Raw genomic sequence first — 21,010 nt, 5'->3', positions numbered from 1 at the left:
AGCTAACAATTTCTATAGGTTAGCGCATTTATCAATAAACTGTTCACAGAGTTATCCACAGGTAAAGGGGATAAAATTATAAATTGGGTCAAACACTTTATTTTCAAGACTTTTGACAAAAAAGATCCAAATAAATTCAATGTAACCATTTAATTTAATTAAATTTTTTATCTATTTATTTCATTAAGATCAATAGTGAATACCGAATGCACTATAATTGTTCAAATCGATATTGAAAATTATTACGATCCGTTTGCACGAAAGTTAAGCGATTAGTTATACAATTTGGTGCATCTTCAATATGATGTGATACGAATAATAATTGACTATGTCCCTTATGGATCAATCGATCAATCCAACGTTTAACCCATTCACGATTTAATTGATCGAGTCCTTGTAAGGGCTCATCCAAAATTAATAATGTTGGATGTTTAACTAATGCTCGAGCAATTAACACTAAGCGTTGTTGACCCCACGATAAAGATCGGAACGGTTGATTAGCCTGTTGTGTTAAATTAAGTAATGCCAACCATTTATCTGCTAATTGTTGCTGCTTATCACTAATAGCACTATAAATTCCTATCGAATCAAAATAACCGGAAAGTAGGACATTTTTCACACTTGAACTGACCCGGTAATCCATATGCAAGCTACTGCTAACATAACCAATATGTTTTTTTATATCCCAGATCGTTTCACCACTACCGCGACGTCGACCAAATAACGTCAAATCATTACTATAACCTTGCGGATGATCACCTGTAATCAAGCTTAGTAATGTGGATTTACCTGCACCATTTGGCCCAACAATTTGCCAATGTTCATTAGCATTGACTTGCCAAGTTAAACCATTAATAATCGTTTGATCATTATAATACACAAGACAATTGTTCAAGATAATCCGAGGTAAATCATCAGCTAAAACGGTTGGAGGAACATCAGGTTCAGGTAAATGCTCACAACTTAATAATTCAATGTTTGTTAAGCTTTTTACTACTTCAGTTTGCAACATCGTTTGCCGTAATCCGGTTTTTACTAATTGACATTCAGCCAACACACCAACATGGGTTACAAAATTAGGAATATCATTAAAGCGATTAAGTACTAGCACTATACTGATTGATTGTTGAGACAACTGAGCTAATAAATTAGCAAACAGTGAACGAGATTGCATATCTAATCCATCAAATGGTTCATCTAATACTAATAACTCGGGCTCAGCCATTAAAATCCGACAAAGCAAGGTTTTGCGCGTTTCACCGGTTGAAAGATATTTAAACCGCCGGTCGAGCAGATGACCAATACCAAATTGTTGTGCTAATTTCAAACATAACGCCGGATCACGGATATTTTCTTGAATTATCTGCGCTGTCGTTAAACCAGTATCATCCTCATCAGCACTAAGCATATCAGTATTATTACGGTGCCATTGTTGTTCGACCAACTTTTGTAATTGTTCAAATGAAATATGCTCAATACGGCTAAATTGCTTGACTACTTCACCGGTAAGTAAAGTTTGTTCATCAGCTAAGGCTCGCACTAATGTTGATTTACCACTGCCATTACTACCAACAAACGCCCAACTTTCTCCACGATTTATCTCTAATTGCGGAATAGAAAACGTTTTATAATCATTAATTTTATAAATGGCATTATTGATCTTTATCATTATTAAGTTCCTTGGCAGAGATCTTCTCTAAAATGACTTAACATTTTACGCTTTATCCGACCTTAAAATACACAAATATACTATCAAGTAGGTGTTAAAAGATGGATATTGAGTTTGTTCATTAAGTCAGATTATAAAGTGATCTATAAACATTGAAGATAAGTTAGTAACATTAATCCTATGTTCAGTAAACAAATTTTTGCCTACTGATAAGAACAATCGCATAAAGCAATTTGAAAATCAGTCCTTTGATACATGATCTGCCCGTAATGATATCTCGCCACCAATATATGGTGTTATATGACCATCTTGTTCTAAGAGTAAAGCACCTTGATCATTAATCCCTCGCGCAATCCCTTTAATAATTTTGTCACCAATCAGTAACTTAACAGGGCGCCCAACAAAATTATCTAACAGCATCCATTCATTAATAAATGCATGCAACCCTTGCTGTTCAAAACAGCACATTGCTTCTCGAAGTTGATTTAATAAATTGGCGACTAGTAAATTGCGATCAATATATCCTAGATTAGCCCAAGCTTGATTGACAATATCGTGATCTGGGTTATGCATCATTAAATTAATTCCCGATCCCATCACGACATGTGCAACATCACCGGTTTTACCAGCTAATTCAACTAATATACCCGCTAGCTTTTTATCATTCAGATAAAGATCATTCGGCCACTTAACCTTAATTTCTTGACCTGACAATTGACGCAACACATTAGCAATAACAATTCCAATAACTAAGCTCAGTCCCATCGCTGCTGCAGGGCCCTGCTCAAGGCGCCAGTACATTGAGAAATAAAGATTACTACCAAAAGGTGAGAACCACTGGCGTCCGCGCCGACCTCTACCCGCTTGTTGATATTCAGCTGCACAAGCAAAACCCGATTGCAATTCACCAATTTTGTCTAATAAATACTGATTCGTAGAATCAATTACTGGTAATATTTCAAAATCGAGTGCAGAATGCGAGAAGGTTCTATAATATTGTTCAATTTTATCAATCATTAACAAATCAATAGGATAAGCTAATTGATAACCTTTTCCTTGGGTCGAAGTAATCTCTAATCCCCATTGTTTAATTAACTTAATATACTTATTTATGCCTGCTCGCGTGATGCCAAATTCAATTGCAAGCTCTTCACCAGAATGAAATTCACCATCAGATAATAGGGTAATTAGTTTAAGTGGGTTGGATAAATCACGCATAGTCACTCCGTTTACTTTTTAATAAATTCCATGCCAATAACCAAGCAAAATATAATGAAATTATCATAAAACTGATAAATAAATATTGAATGCCTAACCAATCCATAGCTAATGCAATAACCGCTGGCGCGATCAGACTCCCTAAGGTATTAACTAATAACATGGCTTGATTCATAGCAACAATATCTTGTTTTTTCACCGTTTGGCATGCCCATGCCATTGCAATTGGATAGACCGTATATATCGCAGCACCAAAAAATATCGTGGCTAAAATGGTAAAATGATGGCTAATTAATAATAAACAAGCCACTATAGCGATAAGCATTTCCACCAACAATAGTCGTGCTTTACCAAATTTATCGGCACACCAACCTACGGGAGTTTGTGCTATTACACCGGATATAATCAATAAAATAATCCAATTTGCCACCATTTGATCATTATACCCTAAGTAAGAATAATAAGCCGGTAGTAACGAATAAATTGATCCAATAATCATACCGGCAATCACACAGCCAACTAATCCGAAACGAGCCGGTTTATGTAAAATCATTGGTAACAGATTAAAACTATTTCTTTTCCTATGTGGCAACTTGTAATACGTCAATAAGATGAAAAAAACAGCTAGCATCATTAATGTCATAATGACTAAGCCAAAATAGAGTATATTTTTGGGGAAATAACGTAACAATGCTTGCCCAAACACCGTACCTAAATAGTAAGTCGTCATATACGCTGCGAGCATTTTACCACGATTATGAATGCTACCGGTGACTAAAATGCAGCTTTCCACTATTACCCAAGTGATTGCACAAGCTATCCCGATAATCAATCGCCAAAATGACCAACTATACACATCCATAGATAGACTTAAACCGAGTGTAGCAACAATAAATAAGCCACATACTGCACTATATGTTTTTTTGGCATTAAATTTGCCGATTAACCAATTTGCTAGCATTGCACCAACTAAGTTACCGATGAAATAACTGGACCCCACAATACCAATTTGCGACATTGAAAAATCATTATGCTTTAACCATAATGGAACTTGAGTATTCAAAGTTGATAAAGAGATAGTGAAAAATACTAGACTTATCAATAAAAGAGGAAAAGAATAGGATCGATGGCCCATGTGTATATCTCTAAAACATAACAATTATCAAAATCCATAATTGTAGGTTCAATATCACTCTTCATTATGGGGTTACAGCATTCTCATTATTAACCAAGTAATTGGTCTGCATCTAATTCAGCCAAAGCACCAATAAAACGAATTTCTGGCGATAAGACCACTGCAAATTTTTGCTGAACATGATTTCTCACTAAACGAGCTAAATCTATCACATCTTGTGACGTAGCTTGATGTTTATTGACTAACACTAAAGCTTGTTTATCATGCACCGCGGCTCCACCCAATTGATACCCTTTCAAACCGCACTGATCAATTAGCCAACCGGCAGCTAACTTAACTTGACCATTCGCTTGTGGATAATATGGCATGTTTGGATAATTTTGTAACATAGCTTGCGCTTGAGCAGTTTCAATCACTGGATTTTTGAAGAAACTACCCCCATTACCTAGCACCTGCGGATCTGGTAATTTGGCCGACCGAATTGCACATACTTTCTCTAAAATCATGTTTGCTGTGACTTGAACGGGATCGAACTGAGTTAACTCTCCATAACTTAATACGGGTTGCCAATCTTTAGCTAACTTAATACCTACATTAACGACCACATAACCATGAAGATACTGTGATTTAAATACACTATCCCGATAACCATATTGACCATCGGTAACACGAATTAATTTGCCGGTCGATAATTCAAGCAGATCAACATAATCAGCAAACTTTTGAAACTCGACACCATAAGCACCAATATTTTGAATCGCTGCCGAACCAACACACCCAGGAATCATCGCTAAATTTTCTAAACCTGGCATAGCTTGTTCAACTGTCATTTTGACAAGATCATGCCAAATCATACCGGCACCAACAGTAACTCGCCAAGCATCTGCATGTTCTTCAATGGTGTAACCTCGAATTCGATTGATAATCACCATACCTGCAAAATTTTCTGTAAATAGAGTATTACTCCCCTGACCTATCACTAAAAAAGGCCAATTTTGCTGTTGCGCAGTTTGATAATGTGCTAAAAGCTGTTCAGTACTGTCAATTGTTACCACAGCTTTAGCATAAACTGGCAAATGAAAAGTATTGGGAATCAGATATTTCATTATTCTGCCCTTTTATTTGTTTTTAAATGCCTCAGCAAACGCATTACCCATGGCACTATTGGTCACTGAAGTCGATTTAACCGGTTTAGATTGCGCTGGTTTGCGTGGCTGATCACTGTTTTTATTTGCTACAGCTTGATCATTTAAGCGCATTGATAAACCAATCCGTTTACGTGCAATATCGACTTCCATTACTTTAACTTTGACAATATCGCCGGTTTTCACCACTGAACGGGGATCCTCAACAAATTGATCCGCTAAAGCAGAAATATGTACTAATCCATCTTGGTGTACACCGATATCGACAAATGCCCCAAAGTTGGTCACGTTAGTCACGGCACCTTCCATAACCATACCAACTTTAAGATCATTTAGGGTTTCCACATTTTCGGTAAATTGGGCGGTTTTAAATTCTGGTCTTGGATCGCGTCCTGGCTTATCAAGCTCTTTAATTATATCGGTTACTGTGGGTACACCAAAGTGCTCATCCGTAAAATCAACCGCTTTTAATGACCGCAACAAAACCGCATCACCCATGACTTCTTTTAAGGGTTTATGCACGGTGGTTAAAATTCTTTCAACCACTGGATATGCTTCTGGATGTACTGCTGAAGCATCAAGCGGATTCTTACCATCCATAATACGTAAAAATCCTGCACACTGTTCAAATGCTTTTGGTCCTAATCGTGCGACTTTTAATAACTGTTTACGATCAGCAAATTGTCCATTATCATTACGATAATCAACAATATTTTGCGCAATCACTTTATTTAAACCAGCAATGCGCGAGAGTAGCATAACTGATGCGGTGTTTAAATTTACTCCAACCGCATTTACCCCGTCTTCAACTACAGCATCTAACTTTTTGGCTAACTGACTTTGACTAACATCATGTTGGTATTGCCCAACCCCAATCGATTTTGGATCGATTTTAACTAGCTCAGCCAGTGGATCTTGTAAGCGACGTGCAATTGATACAGCACCACGTAACGAAACATCAAGATCAGGAAATTCTTGTGCTGCTAATTCTGATGCCGAATATACCGATGCTCCAGCTTCACTCACAATCACCTTTTGAGCTTTAACCTCAGGGTAACGTTTTTGTACATCCAAATAAAACCGTTCTGTTTCGCGTGAAGCGGTACCATTGCCAATTGCCACCAATTCGACCTGATATTTGATACATAATGCAGCTATCACCATAGCCGCTTTATCGGTTTGTCCAGTGTGAGGGTAGATGGTGTCCGTCGCTACTAATTTGCCAGTTTGATCAACCACAGCAATTTTAACGCCGGTACGTAACCCCGGATCCATTCCCATAGTCACTTTCATACCTGCTGGCGCAGCCATTAACATATCATGCAAATTAGCTGCGAACACATTAATCGCTTCCTCTTCCGCTTGTTCACGTAATGTTGTCATTAAATCGGTCTCCATGTGCATTAAAATCTTAATGCGCCATGTCCAACTGATCACTGCTTTACGCCATTTATCAGCAGGTTGATCATTAAAATGGATGTTTAGATGATCAGTTATTATCTGCTCACAATAGCTCTCTTTTGGTGGCTCTTCGGAAAGCGGATCGGCATTTAACGACAGTTGTAAAATGCCTTCGTTACGTCCTCGAAACATAGCTAACGCACGATGCGATGGTACTTTGGCAATGCGCTCATGATGATCAAAATAATCTTGGAATTTCGCACCTTCTTCCGCTTTACCGGTGATTAGTTGCGATACTAAATGCGCGTTATTCCATAAATAGTGGCGAATTTTTGCCAATAATGCAGCATCTTCCGCAAAACGTTCCATTAGAATATAACGTGCCCCATCTAAAGCAGTTTTAGTATCGGTAATCCCTTTATCTGCATCAATATATTGAGAGGCCTCGGTATCGGGATCCAAATTAGGTTGTTGCCATAAACGCTCAGCTAAAGGTGTTAAACCGGCTTCAATCGCGATTTGCCCACGGGTACGACGTTTCGGTTTAAAAGGTAAATACAGATCTTCGAGTTCAGTTTTGTTTAGAGTATTAGTAATAGTTTTTTCCAATTCTGGCGTTAATTTACCTTGCTCAACAATTGATTTAAGAATAGTTTGTTTGCGATCATTTAATTCACGTAAATAACTTAAACGACTATCTAACGTACGCAATTGCGTATCATCGAGTCCACCCGTAACCTCTTTACGGTAACGTGCAATAAAAGGGACAGTACTGCCTTCATCTAATAAAGTAATAGCAGCTAAAACTTGTTCTGGTTTTACGGTCAGTTCACCCGCTATAATATGGCTGATTTGCGTATTTATCATAAATGCATTTCTTAATTGTTCAATTTAATAATATCAATAGGTTATAAAATTACTATGGCAAGCTGTCATTATATAACAAGAGAGGGCTATTTGGCACTCGATCGTGAATTAAAATATCTTTGGAAAGAAGAACGACCAAAAGTCACCCAAGCGGTTTCTGAAGCTGCTGCCATGGGCGATCGCAGTGAAAACGCTGAGTATATATATGGCAAAAGACGCTTACGAGAAATCGATCGCCGTGTCCGCTTTTTATCTAAACGTCTAGACCAACTTACCATTGTTAACCCTAATCCCATGCAAGAAGGCAGAATCTTCTTTGGTGCTTGGGTAACCCTATTGGATGATGAGGGTAATGAAAAAGTATATCGTATCGTCGGGGCTGATGAATTCGACCCGAAAAAAAACTGGATCTCAATTAATAGTCCTGTCGCTCGCAGTCTAATTGGTCACAAAGTTGACGACGAAATCACCGTCATGACACCCAATGGACAAGTTTATTATACTGTATTAGGGATACGTTATTATGAATGAGTGTTATGATATAAATTTTAGTTTCTACTTTTAGATAAGATTTATTTTAATTGATATTAAAGATATCGGCTTTTATTCATATCGTGCTATACATGTCTGCGTGCCTGTTTAAGGGCATGTAACATTTTATTTGATAATCGATATTTTTCATTTTGCTACCTAGTTAGCCACCAAATTATCTAAGAAAGATGCAGAACAGTGTATCAAGGCAATCCAGTAGTTTTATAGAGAATCCCTGAGGATCACACCCAGGCTAAAAATCGAAAATCACTCGACGTAATAAGCGCTGATTTTAATTTAACTACCAACACGGCAGTAAACGATACCGCAATATACAATAAACTTTGTTGGCAACAAGATAAACGGGTATTTTATTTTCAAAACCCTTTTTATCGTTATTATAACCTATTAATTATATTATCTTTTAAATTTCTCTCCTAAAAAGGACAGCATTGCTATTTGAGCTGATTAACCAACTAGATGAACACGTTAATATTATCATGGAACAAAATTTAGTATTTTTAGAACGGGCGACTTTATTTACCAATCAAAAATGATAATAGCCTTACTCGATAAGCAAGTACACCATCGCGATATTATTAAAACAGATTATGAATTTTATCGCTTTAAAAAATGTTGCTAACATAATGTACTTTTCAACAATATTTGATATGTCGAATATCTGAAATTGTCAGAACACGTAACAAAATAGATTAAAGTGATGAATAAAAAACAGTTTATAATTTTGCAACTATTGTCGCATTAAAGCGATTTCCTTCTTGCCCAACAATTAACTGCTTATTTTTAGCCTCATTACAATATTCAGCCGCTAATGCCAAAGAAAGCCAATAATTGTTATTACCAGCAATACCAAATAATCTATCAATATCATAAATGTGCTCCATTAATACTTGTTGCTCGCCATATTTTGCTAATAGATTGACATGATTATCTGGAGATAGCTGATTTAACCATAAAGAGGAAAATAATTCTGTATTATCTGCTTTCCCCCATATTTGCGCATGCTCTAATACATTAGATAAATCATCACCTTCTTCAGTCCGATGTAATGAAACAAGTTCAATTTTATTCATTGTAATATATTTAATAATGTTTTGATTTTTAATTATATTCCCCCCAAGGCAAATGAGGCTTGTCATCGCCTCTGAATAATAAGGTTTAGGATGTTCAAATAAATGTAGGCTAATACACCAAAGCAATTCATCATCATGCTCACTATTATCTAACCAACTATCCAAAAAAGTAGTACCTTGTCTTGGGTCAATAATTTGCCAACTTGCGAAATTTTCTGTATTTTCAATAATATCATTCCACATTTTCTCTATATTCTCAGATGAAATAGGGACATCAACAAATAAACGCACATGGAAAGGAAAAATCTCAAACGGTGTTGTTAAAAACATAGAAGATGTTGACTTCAAATGGTCAAAAATCAGTTTGATTCTTTCTTCAAACTGGTTTGGAGATATATTGATAGGTAATGGTAATCTTGAATGGAAAATAGGATTACCGCCCTTATATGGAATTCTAGCTTCTAACGCAACCAATTGCTCAGTAAGTTTTACTGCATGCTGCAATACTCCAAATTCAGAATTGATTTCATTATGAATGATATATAATGGGCGCTGTCCATAAGCAATTAGCATTTCCTTGCGTTCTTGACGCAATTTATTACATCTTTCGGTATAGACTTCTTTAAAACCACGAACAAATATCCAACAAAAAACAACTAATAGCCAACTGATGAACGGGAAAATCATACCCCACATTATCACATCTCTGAGTTCTAGTTGTGAATCTAACTGTAACAAGATAAAGACAATCAATCCAACTAACATGAAAATAAGTAAAACGATCCCCCAGCCCCACCAAGGAAACGGTTTCTTCAAATGTATTTCATCCGGTAATAATTTAAAATCTATTGCCATTATTTTTTGATACCAAAATTAGATAATGACGAAATTAGTTTACAGCCACATGCTGTTTTATGTCCGTGAAAGGCAATTGGTTTTCCTTGATCATTAAATAAAGGATCACCTTCAATAATCGGGTTAACGCCATGACCTTTATAAGGACAAGTTACCATATCGCCAACCCTAGCAACTCCCTTATTAAAAACAATAAGGGTTGATGATGCTGAGAGCACTTTACCGCCATGCGTCGTTGAATCACCAAGTCGAATAACACCTTTCATCTATATGTCCTTGATAAATTAGTTTGAATATTAGTACAGCAGAGAATGTTCAATATCCTCGATCACTTCAGATCTCCAGCAACTAACATTACCATCAACTGGAAAGTGATGATAAATTTTTTACATTTCAATTAACGCTTTTTATTTAAGGATCTCATTAATCGCTAAAGCATTTTTCCATAACACATAACGCTTTTCCTCATAAAGCCTTGTTCCATTTTTTCTATCATTAAAAGCTACTTAGCCGGACCATTTCGAAATCATCGGAATAAAATAATAAATCATCATAAGATCCCTGATTATTTTCGTCATCAAAGCTATCCGTAATGTTCAAAACTTTCCCGTCAGCACCCAAATATTGATTTTTTACCGCTCCATTTTGAGATACTTCAATATGGTTTGTTTTAACACCTTGATTGCTAAACTTTTCTATAATACCAAACATATCATCATCCTTATGGTGCATGAATGTTCTAATTGTAGTATGTTCTCCATTTTTTATTATTTGAGATAACGGAACATAATTTCCTTTCTCATATGTCGTTTCTATGATTAAATCAGGCATAACATCACGGTTAAATGTGAATAATTTACTCCCTATTTGCTCATTACCGTTGTATTCGAATTCAGTTATTAGTCGCTGTATATATGTTTTTTGTAATATTGATACAATTTTCCCCATAACCTTTTCAATGCGAATATAGCGCGGTAATTCAATTGCTTGCTCTACACTACTTAATTCACTTAATTTACCCGACTCATCCATTACAAAAAAAGAGAGCCCATTCTCTAATGACTTAAACTGTTCCACAGGTAATGAAATCGGTGATTGTTGCCACTTTTCTTTAATAATTTTTTTATATTGATAATTATCACTAATCTCAACTTTGATTAATTCGCTGTATTCTGTTTGTGGGGTTTGATTTTCTGCTTCAATTAATGTTAACGGCATTTGGTGCGGGAAATTTTTATAACGTTCATCTAAGAATGCAGGAAAAGGTAATTTATGATAATAAACTTGCTTTGGTTTAATTCCTAAAAATTTCGCTCGGTTTATCGCTTCATGATCCCACAATGTCATATCTGATTCAAAAACACGTTTAAACAATGCTCTTGTCAACGTACCATCACTTTTTTCGATATCCATTATAAGTGTATTATAAGGCACGGATTCATCTAAATCTTTTTGAAAGTCAAATATATCCGCTGGTCTTTGCTGGGTGATTTCAATTATCTCCCCTTTTTCATTTAGGCGTTTGTTTTCTGGACGATGTGATTTTTCATAATAAGTTACATGATTAGTCTTAATCCCTTTAGCATCAAAATACTCCTCAATCCTTTCAATACCATCTTGCCTGATATAAGAGTAGATAACCGTGTTACCTGTGTTAATATTTTTTTCTGCCCCTTTTACTCTTCTTCCTGCTTCATCAAAAAACACCTCATCAAAATAAATAACCTGATGATGATTATCATACATTTCCAATATAGCGCGTTTTATATTGTTATTGGTCCAATAATCATAAGTATAATGCGTAATTGAACGTAAAGGTCTTTTTTGAATACTCACAACCATGCCATTTTTTTTCTCAACTCGCACATAACAAGGTAACTCAAATACCTCGGCAAAAGTGTCTTTTTTTATTAATTGATTATGCTCATTAAAAATATAAAAATAGACTCCATCATCAAGTAACTGAAAAAGATCTGTTGGATATAATATTTCGATAATATTTCGATCTCGTTCTAATACATCACTATATTGGTAATTTTCATTCAATGTTATCTCAGAAATATTTTGAATGGCTAAAGAGTGCATATCTGGCTTGGATTCTAAAGCTGTTAATGATGAAAATAGATTTTTTTGAGGATAACTGTCATCTTTATTAATAAAATTATTAAAATCATATTGAAAATAGATTTTGTTTGGTTCGATTGCTTGTTCCTTTAAACGTTTGATAATTTCTGTTGTGTTATTCACTGTTAGCTCCGCAAAAATAGATTGTGCATTGGATATCCAGACTAAACACACCAACAAGCACGTTTTTATAATATTATTCATAGATTTCATACTATTATATATTGTCATAATGTTAATATTATCCCGATTTAGTCAGATTCGACATATCCGATAATTTTTGGATCAAAATTTTTCTTTTAGCAAATTTTTCATCTTTAATTTGCTTTTTTCTATCCAAAGATTTTTTATAATCTTCGAAATGTTTATCATACCGCTTTCCGATACAATCAGGATCGGCTAATTGACAGTGAGCCAATAATAAAAACAAAAAAGTATGGCAGTTGGTTTCATCATATCCATCACCATTCCAGCTCCACTCATCTTTAAAATCCTTTGCAAACTTTCTAATATCATTGATGATTGCTAATTCAGTCCTTGAATCATTTGACAATATATAAGGATGAGTCGTAAAATCAATTTTCTCCGGATGCAGTCGACCATTCTGGTGCGGATCAAATGGTCGGCTTGATAGTTCGTTATTTTGTTTCTTTCTTCCTGCTTCACGATCACGTTGATAGGTCAAATCAAGTTTTTTATCTTTCGCTTTCCTGATCTCACAATCACCATTTAAATAGCCCTTTGCTGATATCCATCTTTTGGAGTTAAATGTATTTTCTACATGAAATGCACCACTATCAGGATACCAACCATAACTTTCTCGAAAACCATTAGCTTTAGTGCATGCTTTTATTGGTAGAGAAGTGATATTTGCTTCGGTTAACTTATTTTTTCTTGCTTGTTTCATGAAATCATCCGTTTCATCTTCATCGCGATGAATAATCTCAATCCAATAATGGCCAGCCACCAGACCTTTTTTGGGAATTCTTCGTATGATAATATTCTTTAATTTTCTAATTTGAGCTTTGACAACTTGTGGCTCTACTATTTGGCGATTAGCCGTATTCTCAAATTGAGCTTTTGTTTGACCCACTGCATCTATCCATCCCTGCGGTATTTGCCATGATTCCCAACCCATTTTTTATCCTTAATTATCCTATATACACAGTATAACCGTAAATTATCGTTTTATAACAATTCGTTATCTGATTTATATCTAAATACAACCTCTTCTTCCTCATAGCCCGTACTAACTATCTCAGTTCTACCATCTGCATCAGTTTTTCCTTCAGCAAGGACGTGGTTATCTTTATTTAAAATCTGATATTCTCGATTAATAATTGGATTATTCGACCCCTCTTCCAGTAAAACAAATTGTTTAACACAAGGAGGTAGTGGTTGCTGTTTTGGAAAAGAATATAAGGTTGGCTGCATTGACTTAGGACCAGAAAATGGAAAACCTTGCGCACCATGCTTTACCATACCTGGCGCATAAAGTTCAATATTGCCATCAGCAATGCGAATATAAGCACCACCACATGCGATAGTAATTTCTTTGTTAGCATTGATATCGATTTTATCTTGATTACTCACAATCTTAAGAGACTTATCTGCAATCACTTCAATATCACCATTATGTGCTTGTAACTGTATCTTACTTTCACCACTAAAAAGTTTGATATCTTGTTTAGCAAACACTGAATATAGATTCCCAGCACTCACATTCATGGAGTTATTTGCAGCAATATTGGTATCTTGTTTGCTTGTTAATAAGATATTCTGCTCGGCATATTGATAGATGTTATCAGGTGTTACCGTAGCGATACCTTTGGGACTAGATATAACCATACTGGGTTCAGTAAAAGATAAATTTGTTGGATCCGATGCGGTGTAATTGACAAATGTAGAGAAACTCTTTACCCCTTTCAACTCACCTGCTAAATGACTTTCAGAGCGCTTTGATTGCCGATAAGAGACACTAACACCCGTATTAAGCAAGGTAATTGTTTCATCTGCATCTAGTGTTTTTTTGTTAACACCTGTTTTTTCTGCTCTTTTATATGAGCTAATATATAGCCCTTTACCAGCACGAATAGCACCATATTCATCTGTTCGCAGCTCAAATCCTTCACCACGCTGTTTCTTCTTATCATCAACTAAGTGTCCTAAATTCAGCTGTGTTTTACCATATTCGGTCGCAAGTTTAATATGTTCCTGTCCACGCTGATCATCCATCCGCAATTTATTGTTAGCCGGCGTTCTAATGACATTGCGGTGTTTGTTTGCGGTTGTAACATGGTTAGGATGATTAATGTCATGCATAGCATGTGAAATATACGGCCTATCAGGATTGCCATCCATAAAAGCAATAGCCACTTCGGTTCCATCAATTAACGGAAAGTGAAAGCCATAAGTCTCACCGGCATAGGGCGTTGCAAGACGGACCCATAAACTCTCTTCACCATTTCGCCAATGGGTTAAGTCAAAATTAAATTTAACGCGGTAACGCCCTTGAGTGTCTATATAACCATAAGTATCATGGTCAGGACTCGTTATTCTAGCTGAAACCGTGCCAGATACACAAGGCCAGCGAATAGAGTTCGGTCTGTAGGGTTTTAATACATCAAAAGGTATTGCAGTAAACCTTGCTTCATAGTTATTTGCTCTATCACCTTGCCCTTCAACACTTAGAATAATAAAGCCTTCTGTAAAAGTTTTCGCTAAAGGATGACCATCAATATAAATATGTTGACCAGTCGATAAATGATATTGATTTGTTTTACCAATAATAATAACTTGTTCGCTAAGCTTTGCCTGATGACGGATTTTGGCATACCATGCACCACTTTCAACAAGATCGATATTACCACTTTCTTTGTAGTGCTCACCATAAAGATAATCTATGCCATGTGTTGTCACATCTTTTTGCTGGGTATTTATTTCACTCAGCATATTATTACTTGCCTGACGATAATTATAGTCGTTAACTTTAACAGATGATTCAACAGTTTTACTTTGTAACATCACATCCCATATAGAATAACGACCACCATCAAGTGTACCACTTGGCGCTTGATAAATTATTGCCCCAGCATCATGATAACCTTGTTCATAGTCGCTCATAACCAGAACATCACAATGATGTTTTTCATGACTTTCAAATCGAAACCAAATCCCAACATCAGCTAAAATACGCTGAATAAAAGCAAGATCACTCTCTTCCCATTGGGTAATTAACTCTCTAGCAGGATAATCGTCATTGAGATCAAATCGATAATCGATACCTGTCCAACCATGTTTACGAAGTACACTCTCAACAACATTCACCACACTTTGATTTTGATAAATCGCACTATAATGATGTAGCCCGAGTAAAGATAAACGAGATTTAAGCATGACAACATAACGTACCTCATCGTTACTGATAGATAACTGACAAAACTCAGTAATAATCCCATATAGCGTTCTGTGCTGAGCAGGTTTATTAAGTGAACTAAGATGAGAAATGATTGCTGAAAGTGACGGAGGATGAAAAGATAAACTTGCTCGGCGACTGAGGATGGAATCAACGGTTATTGATTTATTAGGTGAGGTAAAAGTGATTTCATAATACCAAGGTTCATTCAGCTTTTCATATCCTCGAATAGTTACAATGGAAATTGGTGCAGTTAATTCTGGAATAAACAAGGTATATTGATTTGAACCGGCTAATTTATCAAGTAAATTGACACTTTCATCAATGTGGTTATTTCCCATTTGATTTACCCTTTATTATTATTCTTTCTAATATATTTTATGTTGATGTTACATAAAATATATTATCTGAATAATATACACACAAAAGATAAAAGTAAATCAATTTTCATAGTTAACTTGTAAGCAAGTATTTATTTTTCACCAACCTACTACACTGTATCTTTGTTACATCACCACTTAATCCTTACCAAGAAAAAGTAAATATTAAACATAATATATTTTATTTAACTTAATACAGTCAAAGTGGTCTTGAATTTTAGAAAAATAGATCATATTTAATCTAACGCTATAAATAAAATTAAGAAGTTTTTCAAAATTTTCTTTAGCATTAGTGTTTATAACAGTGTTATGAATATTTTAAGACTAGTCAAAAAGGCTATATATATTTTTTAATAAAAGATCTTGCATTAGCTAAGTTTAAAAACTACAGAAACCCGAAATTAATCTTAATTGATAATAATAGCCGAAAAGGTATAGTAAAAAGAATGGGTACAATTATTTGATTTTAATTAAAAGAAATGGTGGGTGTGAGGGGATCGAACCCGCGACCAATTGATTAAGAGTGCCCTGAACACGCCATAAAAAACAATAACTTACAAATTTATCAATAAGTTATAAAACTAATAAACGCTAATAAAATGCTATATTAATTAACTCAACCGCCATTTAAATATTGTTGAAAGGATTTAATTTGATTGCATCTTCAAAATGTTCAGGAGCAAAATGTGCATAACGCATTGTCATTTTTATATCTGTGTGACCCAGTATTTTTTGTAATACTAAAATATTGCCTCCGTTCATCATAAAATGGCTGGTAAATGTGTGACGCAAAACGTGGGATAGTTGGCCTTTGGTAATTCTATTTCTGCGCGCTTAATTGCTGAGCGGAAAACAGAGTAACCCGGAGTGAACGAATATCCTTTTTTATTTCAATTTCATCAAACAATGCTTTATCAATCGGTATTGTTCGGTTTCGCTTTCCCTTAATTTTTAAATATGTAATAGACTGGTTTTTTAGTTGTTTGCCTTGCAACGATTCGGCTTCATTCCAGCGCGCGCCGGTTGCTATACATATTTTAATAATTGTTAACAGATCCTTGGCTTTACTTTTTTTGCTGACGTTAACAGTTTTTTGATTTGATCGGGTGTTAGACACGTCATTTCCTACTCGTCAATTCTAAATTGTCGGATGCGCTTAATTGGTTTTTTCAACATCCACTCCCCAAGCCTGATCAGTTCGTTAAACATTCCGTTAATGTAGATTAACTCTAAGTTCAGAGTTCTTTTTGAAACCACTTGAACTCGGTATGTGACGACAACATACGGCGAAAATTGGTCAAACACGGAGCAAAAATTGCGTTACTGCTAAATTTGACATTAAATGTAGTTAATATGAGCATTGAAAATGCGATTTTGAGTTGCTCAGGCAATGAAAACTTTATCGAGCAGAACGGCCAACCGGTTCAGTATTGGCGACTTAATCATGATTTTTGTCAATTAGGTGATACAATATTTCCGAAAAAGCATTGAGAGGACTATAACCCGCCCAGTTTTTTTGAAATACGTTTACTAGCAGAACGATTGTACCGGGAGCAAGGTGTTAATACGCAAATACTACTCGGACACAAATATCGTAGCACAACTGATTTATACAATGACCTAAGGGGCAGAGAATGGCATCACCTGAGAATTTAAAAACATACAGAGTTTATGTGATAAAACAACGTCGCGGCGGAAGTGAGGTATTGCTCGACACACGAACAAACACAACTAATTTTGAAATTGCTAAAATCGCATTTTGGCAATTGTACGATCAGAATTACGATAATAAACATTTGTTACTAATGACGTGTAATAGTAAAAAAATTAACGTGTATCGCTTTCAGTCAAAAGCTGGTGACGATCGCTATATTTGTAAAAATTCGGAGTTAAATTATGAATAGAGAAAAACAACGCAAAAATGAACAAGCATATAGAGCCAGAAACGCCGGTCGTCCGCGGTTACCGGGCACATATTTAACAGAGGATGAAAGCGCACTATTAAAAGAACTGGGTAAAATTTGCGGCACGCAGAAAACGGCAATATTTGAAGGTCTAAAACTTTTAAAAGAAAAATTAAAAAAAGTAAAATAATTGTTGACTAATGGCGCGCGTCATTATATATACCCAGAGTTAAGAAACAACTCTACTGACCCAGCAGACACCGGAATTACTAAAAAGGTAAACAATTATGAAAAATTATCACATTTCATTTCAAGAATGGCGCTTAACGGTATTTCAAACGCAGTATATTGTAATAAAGATGAATCAATTTATAGGCTAGTTGCGAAAAAAGATAGTCTGAAAATTCGCGGAACTCGCATTGTTGAATTAACTGCGGATGAATATGAAAAATTGTCATGTGTTCCTGACAGAAATATTATCCGTTTTTTGCGTGCTGCTTCAATGTGTGGGATTGACTTTCTTTGAAAACCTAAAGCTGGATTACCAGCCTTTTTTATTAGCGGGCAACATAAAATTCACCGCCACTTGGTCTTTTTTAACAATTTCAGCGCAAGAAAAAATCGTGTAACTTATTGATTTTAAATGGTAGTAATGGTGGGTTGTGAGGGGATCGAATTATCAAATTAACTAATTAATTTAAATTCATATTCATAAATTTATAATTTTCCGTATAACATATCATATAACATAAAATCGTTTTAATATATTAAAATCATTATCAAATTATTAGTAATATTCACCAATGACTAACTGAAAGATTAAAAGGAAAAGTTTATTTTTGTGATTTTACAGCACTAACAACACTAACAAAATTTATATAAAATAATCAATAAATTAACCTCGTGTTATTATAGTGTTGTATGTTATTAATAACATGGTAGTATTTAATAAATTATTATAAATCGAAAGGTGATAAAATGAAAAAAATAGGAATAACTAAATTTTGTGAATTAATGGTTGAAAGTGTAAACAATGCAACGCCCTTTGTTTTGTTTACTGTTGCTAGTATCGTCCTATATGATAAAAAACCATTGTTAGATACTGCAATCACTCTTATTGGAACTAATATTTTTCTATGGGGTATATGGGCGATACCCCATGTAAAAAAAATCGTATCAGAAGATGATGATAAAATAACAAGAATAGTAGTTTTTATCGCTATTGCATGGATAATTTTTATGCTATTATTAGCAACAATATCACTGTCATAACTCAATACCCTTAAACTCATCTAACGCTTGTTTTTGTTCATCCGATAGGTTGATATCGACCTCGCCGTACTCAAGCAAGTAAGTACCAAATGACATGAGGAAAGCAACAGCAGGATCTATCTTGTTGGCTGCTTTCTTTTTATTTGGTTTAATGTTGGCATTAGCATCCGTTTCCATAACCACATTACCTACCGCCCAAGAGAGTACCGGATCACCATTGTGATTAATGCGTTTACGGCTAATAAATACCTCGGCCGTTTTTGAAGTTGGGCTATAACGTGCATAAGTTTGGGGAAATGGCTCAACATCTAAGCCGATGTTCTGTAATTGGGTTCTTAATTGTGTGGCGTTCCACACGTCAAAGCCTATTAACTTAATATTAAACTGCTCACTGTCTTTTAAAATATCATCTCGAATTTGGTCATAATCGATACAATCGCCTTTGGTTACTCGAATCCAACCCTGATTAACCCATTTACGGTACATTTCCCTATTTTTGTTAGCCACATTATTAAGCTGAAATTCAGGAATATAATGCCTGGTTAATAATCTAACCTCAGTTTCAAACGGAAATGAATAACAGACGCTAGTAATATCACTGGTGGATGATAAATCTAATCCGGCATAACAATCTAAGCCGTTTAAATCATCTTCCGAATAATCAGCCTTACACTCTGCCCAACTTCCAATATTTACCCAAGGTGTAGCCCCATTACACCAAATATTAAAGCGTTTAGTGAGCATTTCAACCCACTGGGAGGGTATACCTCTGGCTTTCTTAATAGTGTCCTCTAAGGCTACCCTATCCACTGAAATATCGAGGTTAGGATTGGCTTTAATCCATAAATCAGGGTTATCAATCTCGTTCTCGTCGTCTAATTCATAAATAAGCACTAATTGTGATTCGTTAACTTCATCACCCTCTAGAATCTGGCAACAATAATCATAATGCTGTTTACACGCTGATATTGTGTTACTACCTGCGGTGGTAATAGCAAATAAAATGCCCTCAGGTCTAGCCCCCATACCTAGCTCAAGGGCTGAATATACGCTGTTATCGGGGTGTAAATGGTATTCATCTACAATGGATAAACTAGGGTTAGTCCCCTCAATAGTTGCTGCTTTTGATGCTAAAGGTCGTAATAGGCTATTTTGCTTAGGGTTGATCACTTTATGCTGTTGAATGGTGACCCTTTTCTTTATTGGCTTGCTAAGTATTGCCATTTGCCTAGCATCATCAAATACGATTCGGGCTTGGTCACGGCTAACGGCTGCAGTATAGATATCTTGTTGCCCTTTCTCCATAACTAAAAACCAGTTAGCCAGTATTGCCGCTGTTGTTGATTTAGCGTTCTTTCTCGGTACTTGTACATAGGCACTACGATACTTTCTAAGTCCAGTTTTAACGTGCTTAAATCCTAGCAGATTGGCGAATAAAAATTGTTGCCAAGGCTCAAGCTCAATAGGTTTAGCTCTTAGATGACCTTTGACATGTGGGCAGACTTTAGAAAAAGAAATAAACTTGCTGACAACTTCACTATCAAAGTAATAAATAGGATTATCTAAATCAATAAAATAGCGGTTAATCGCTTGTTTTAAGCGTTTGCAAGCAGGAATATCCCCATTTTTAACGGATAATGCGTAATTATGCCAAGCGGTCAAGCTCGTCTTCCTCTTCGGCTTCTACAGGATTTTTACGACGGCTTACTGGGTCAAATCCAAGTAATGAAGCCATTTTAATCATAATTTTTTCAGCTTCTGACTTAGCACTTAATGCAGGATTACGGCTTTCTGTGCCTTGTGAATTAACGATTGAAAACCCACGCTTTGCAATGTCTTCCATAGCTTTGCGATACATTGAATAATTAACGCAATACAATTCTAAGTTAGTCCAATCGGCCGGTTGAATATCATCACGCTGTGCTAAGTGGTCGGCTCTAAGTTTCCATTGCTCTTTGGCTAATTTATCTAAATATTTTGGTGCTTTCATTTATTTGTTT

At 35.5% G+C, this 21,010-nt stretch carries 17 protein-coding genes and 2 pseudogenes; 6 read left to right on the top strand and 13 right to left on the bottom strand.

Features of this window, described 5'->3' with window-relative positions:
• Window positions 1-211: 211 nt before the first annotated feature.
• From modF to FcAc13_RS03870, 5 genes are all read right to left on the bottom strand, one after another.
• Window positions 212-1,669 (bottom strand): molybdate ABC transporter ATP-binding protein ModF, encoded by a 1,458-nt coding sequence (gene modF, locus FcAc13_RS03890; RefSeq protein ID WP_187754898.1) that lies wholly within the window; start codon window positions 1,667-1,669, stop codon window positions 212-214.
• A gap of 240 nt (window positions 1,670-1,909) precedes the next feature.
• A complete protein-coding gene (gene birA, locus FcAc13_RS03885) occupies window positions 1,910-2,887 on the bottom strand; it encodes a bifunctional biotin--[acetyl-CoA-carboxylase] ligase/biotin operon repressor BirA (protein ID WP_187754897.1) in 978 nt (325 codons plus the stop codon).
• Window positions 2,880-4,022, bottom strand: a complete 1,143-nt coding sequence (locus FcAc13_RS03880) for an MFS transporter (protein ID WP_187754896.1) — start codon at window positions 4,020-4,022, stop codon at window positions 2,880-2,882. The genes birA and FcAc13_RS03880 overlap by 8 nt, the downstream gene beginning before the upstream one ends.
• Before the next feature lie 89 nt (window positions 4,023-4,111).
• Entirely contained in the window at window positions 4,112-5,128 is a 1,017-nt protein-coding gene (gene murB, locus FcAc13_RS03875) for a UDP-N-acetylmuramate dehydrogenase (RefSeq protein WP_187754895.1), read from the bottom strand.
• 12 nt (window positions 5,129-5,140) lie between these two features.
• Window positions 5,141-7,435 (bottom strand): Tex family protein, encoded by a 2,295-nt coding sequence (locus FcAc13_RS03870; RefSeq protein ID WP_187754894.1) that lies wholly within the window; start codon window positions 7,433-7,435, stop codon window positions 5,141-5,143.
• 54 nt (window positions 7,436-7,489) lie between these two features.
• On the opposite strand from FcAc13_RS03870, the gene greB reads away from it, so the two are divergent.
• Window positions 7,490-7,966, top strand: a complete 477-nt coding sequence (greB, locus tag FcAc13_RS03865) for a transcription elongation factor GreB (protein WP_187754893.1) — start codon at window positions 7,490-7,492, stop codon at window positions 7,964-7,966.
• Window positions 7,967-8,703: 737 nt separating this feature from the next.
• On the opposite strand, the gene FcAc13_RS03860 is transcribed toward greB, so the two are convergent.
• The 6 genes and pseudogenes from FcAc13_RS03860 to FcAc13_RS12370 all read right to left on the bottom strand — a co-directional run.
• Complete coding sequence (locus FcAc13_RS03860; RefSeq protein WP_187754892.1) at window positions 8,704-9,915, bottom strand: hypothetical protein; 1,212 nt, start codon at window positions 9,913-9,915, stop codon at window positions 8,704-8,706.
• Entirely contained in the window at window positions 9,915-10,181 is a 267-nt protein-coding gene (locus tag FcAc13_RS03855; RefSeq protein ID WP_187754891.1) for a PAAR domain-containing protein, read from the bottom strand. The genes FcAc13_RS03860 and FcAc13_RS03855 overlap by 1 nt, the downstream gene beginning before the upstream one ends.
• Window positions 10,182-10,410: 229 nt before the next feature.
• Window positions 10,411-12,243: a hypothetical protein gene (locus FcAc13_RS03850; protein WP_187754890.1), complete on the bottom strand. Its 1,833-nt coding sequence runs from the start codon at window positions 12,241-12,243 to the stop codon at window positions 10,411-10,413.
• Window positions 12,244-12,280: 37 nt separating this feature from the next.
• Window positions 12,281-13,177, bottom strand: coding sequence for a hypothetical protein (locus tag FcAc13_RS03845; RefSeq protein ID WP_187754889.1), 897 nt, complete (start codon window positions 13,175-13,177; stop codon window positions 12,281-12,283).
• 50 nt (window positions 13,178-13,227) lie between these two features.
• Window positions 13,228-15,795 carry a type VI secretion system Vgr family protein gene (locus FcAc13_RS03840; protein ID WP_187754888.1) on the bottom strand — a complete coding sequence of 856 codons (2,568 nt, stop codon included), beginning with the start codon at window positions 15,793-15,795 and terminating at the stop codon, window positions 13,228-13,230.
• A 666-nt stretch (window positions 15,796-16,461) separates the two neighbouring features.
• A pseudogene (locus FcAc13_RS12370) lies at window positions 16,462-17,130 on the bottom strand (phage integrase); the annotation flags it as partial.
• A gap of 198 nt (window positions 17,131-17,328) precedes the next feature.
• On the opposite strand from FcAc13_RS12370, the pseudogene FcAc13_RS12365 reads away from it, so the two are divergent.
• The 5 genes and pseudogenes from FcAc13_RS12365 to FcAc13_RS03815 all read left to right on the top strand — a co-directional run.
• Window positions 17,329-17,490, top strand: a pseudogene (locus FcAc13_RS12365) (integrase); the annotation flags it as partial.
• A complete protein-coding gene (locus tag FcAc13_RS03830; RefSeq protein ID WP_187754887.1) occupies window positions 17,469-17,738 on the top strand; it encodes a hypothetical protein in 270 nt (89 codons plus the stop codon). The pseudogene FcAc13_RS12365 and the gene FcAc13_RS03830, both read left to right, overlap by 22 nt.
• Window positions 17,731-17,928 (top strand): hypothetical protein, encoded by a 198-nt coding sequence (locus FcAc13_RS03825; protein WP_187754886.1) that lies wholly within the window; start codon window positions 17,731-17,733, stop codon window positions 17,926-17,928. Before FcAc13_RS03830 ends, FcAc13_RS03825 begins: the two co-directional genes overlap by 8 nt.
• A 3-nt stretch (window positions 17,929-17,931) precedes the next feature.
• Window positions 17,932-18,264, top strand: a complete 333-nt coding sequence (locus FcAc13_RS03820) for a hypothetical protein (protein WP_187754885.1) — start codon at window positions 17,932-17,934, stop codon at window positions 18,262-18,264.
• Window positions 18,265-18,716: 452 nt separating this feature from the next.
• Entirely contained in the window at window positions 18,717-19,010 is a 294-nt protein-coding gene (locus FcAc13_RS03815) for a hypothetical protein (RefSeq protein ID WP_187754884.1), read from the top strand.
• Here FcAc13_RS03815 and FcAc13_RS03810 read toward each other — a convergent pair.
• Entirely contained in the window at window positions 19,005-20,672 is a 1,668-nt protein-coding gene (locus tag FcAc13_RS03810; RefSeq protein ID WP_187754883.1) for a terminase large subunit, read from the bottom strand. The two genes, FcAc13_RS03815 and FcAc13_RS03810, sit on opposite strands and share 6 nt — an antisense overlap.
• Window positions 20,656-21,000 carry a phage terminase small subunit P27 family gene (locus tag FcAc13_RS03805; RefSeq protein ID WP_187754882.1) on the bottom strand — a complete coding sequence of 115 codons (345 nt, stop codon included), beginning with the start codon at window positions 20,998-21,000 and terminating at the stop codon, window positions 20,656-20,658. Before FcAc13_RS03805 ends, FcAc13_RS03810 begins: the two co-directional genes overlap by 17 nt.
• Between the last annotated feature and the right edge of the window lie 10 nt (window positions 21,001-21,010).

It is taken from the genome of Frischella japonica, from assembly GCF_014489845.1.
GTDB lineage: Bacteria > Pseudomonadota > Gammaproteobacteria > Enterobacterales > Orbaceae > Frischella > Frischella japonica.
Note: the sequence above shows the minus strand (reverse complement) of the source record. Positions and strands in the feature narration are given on the sequence as shown.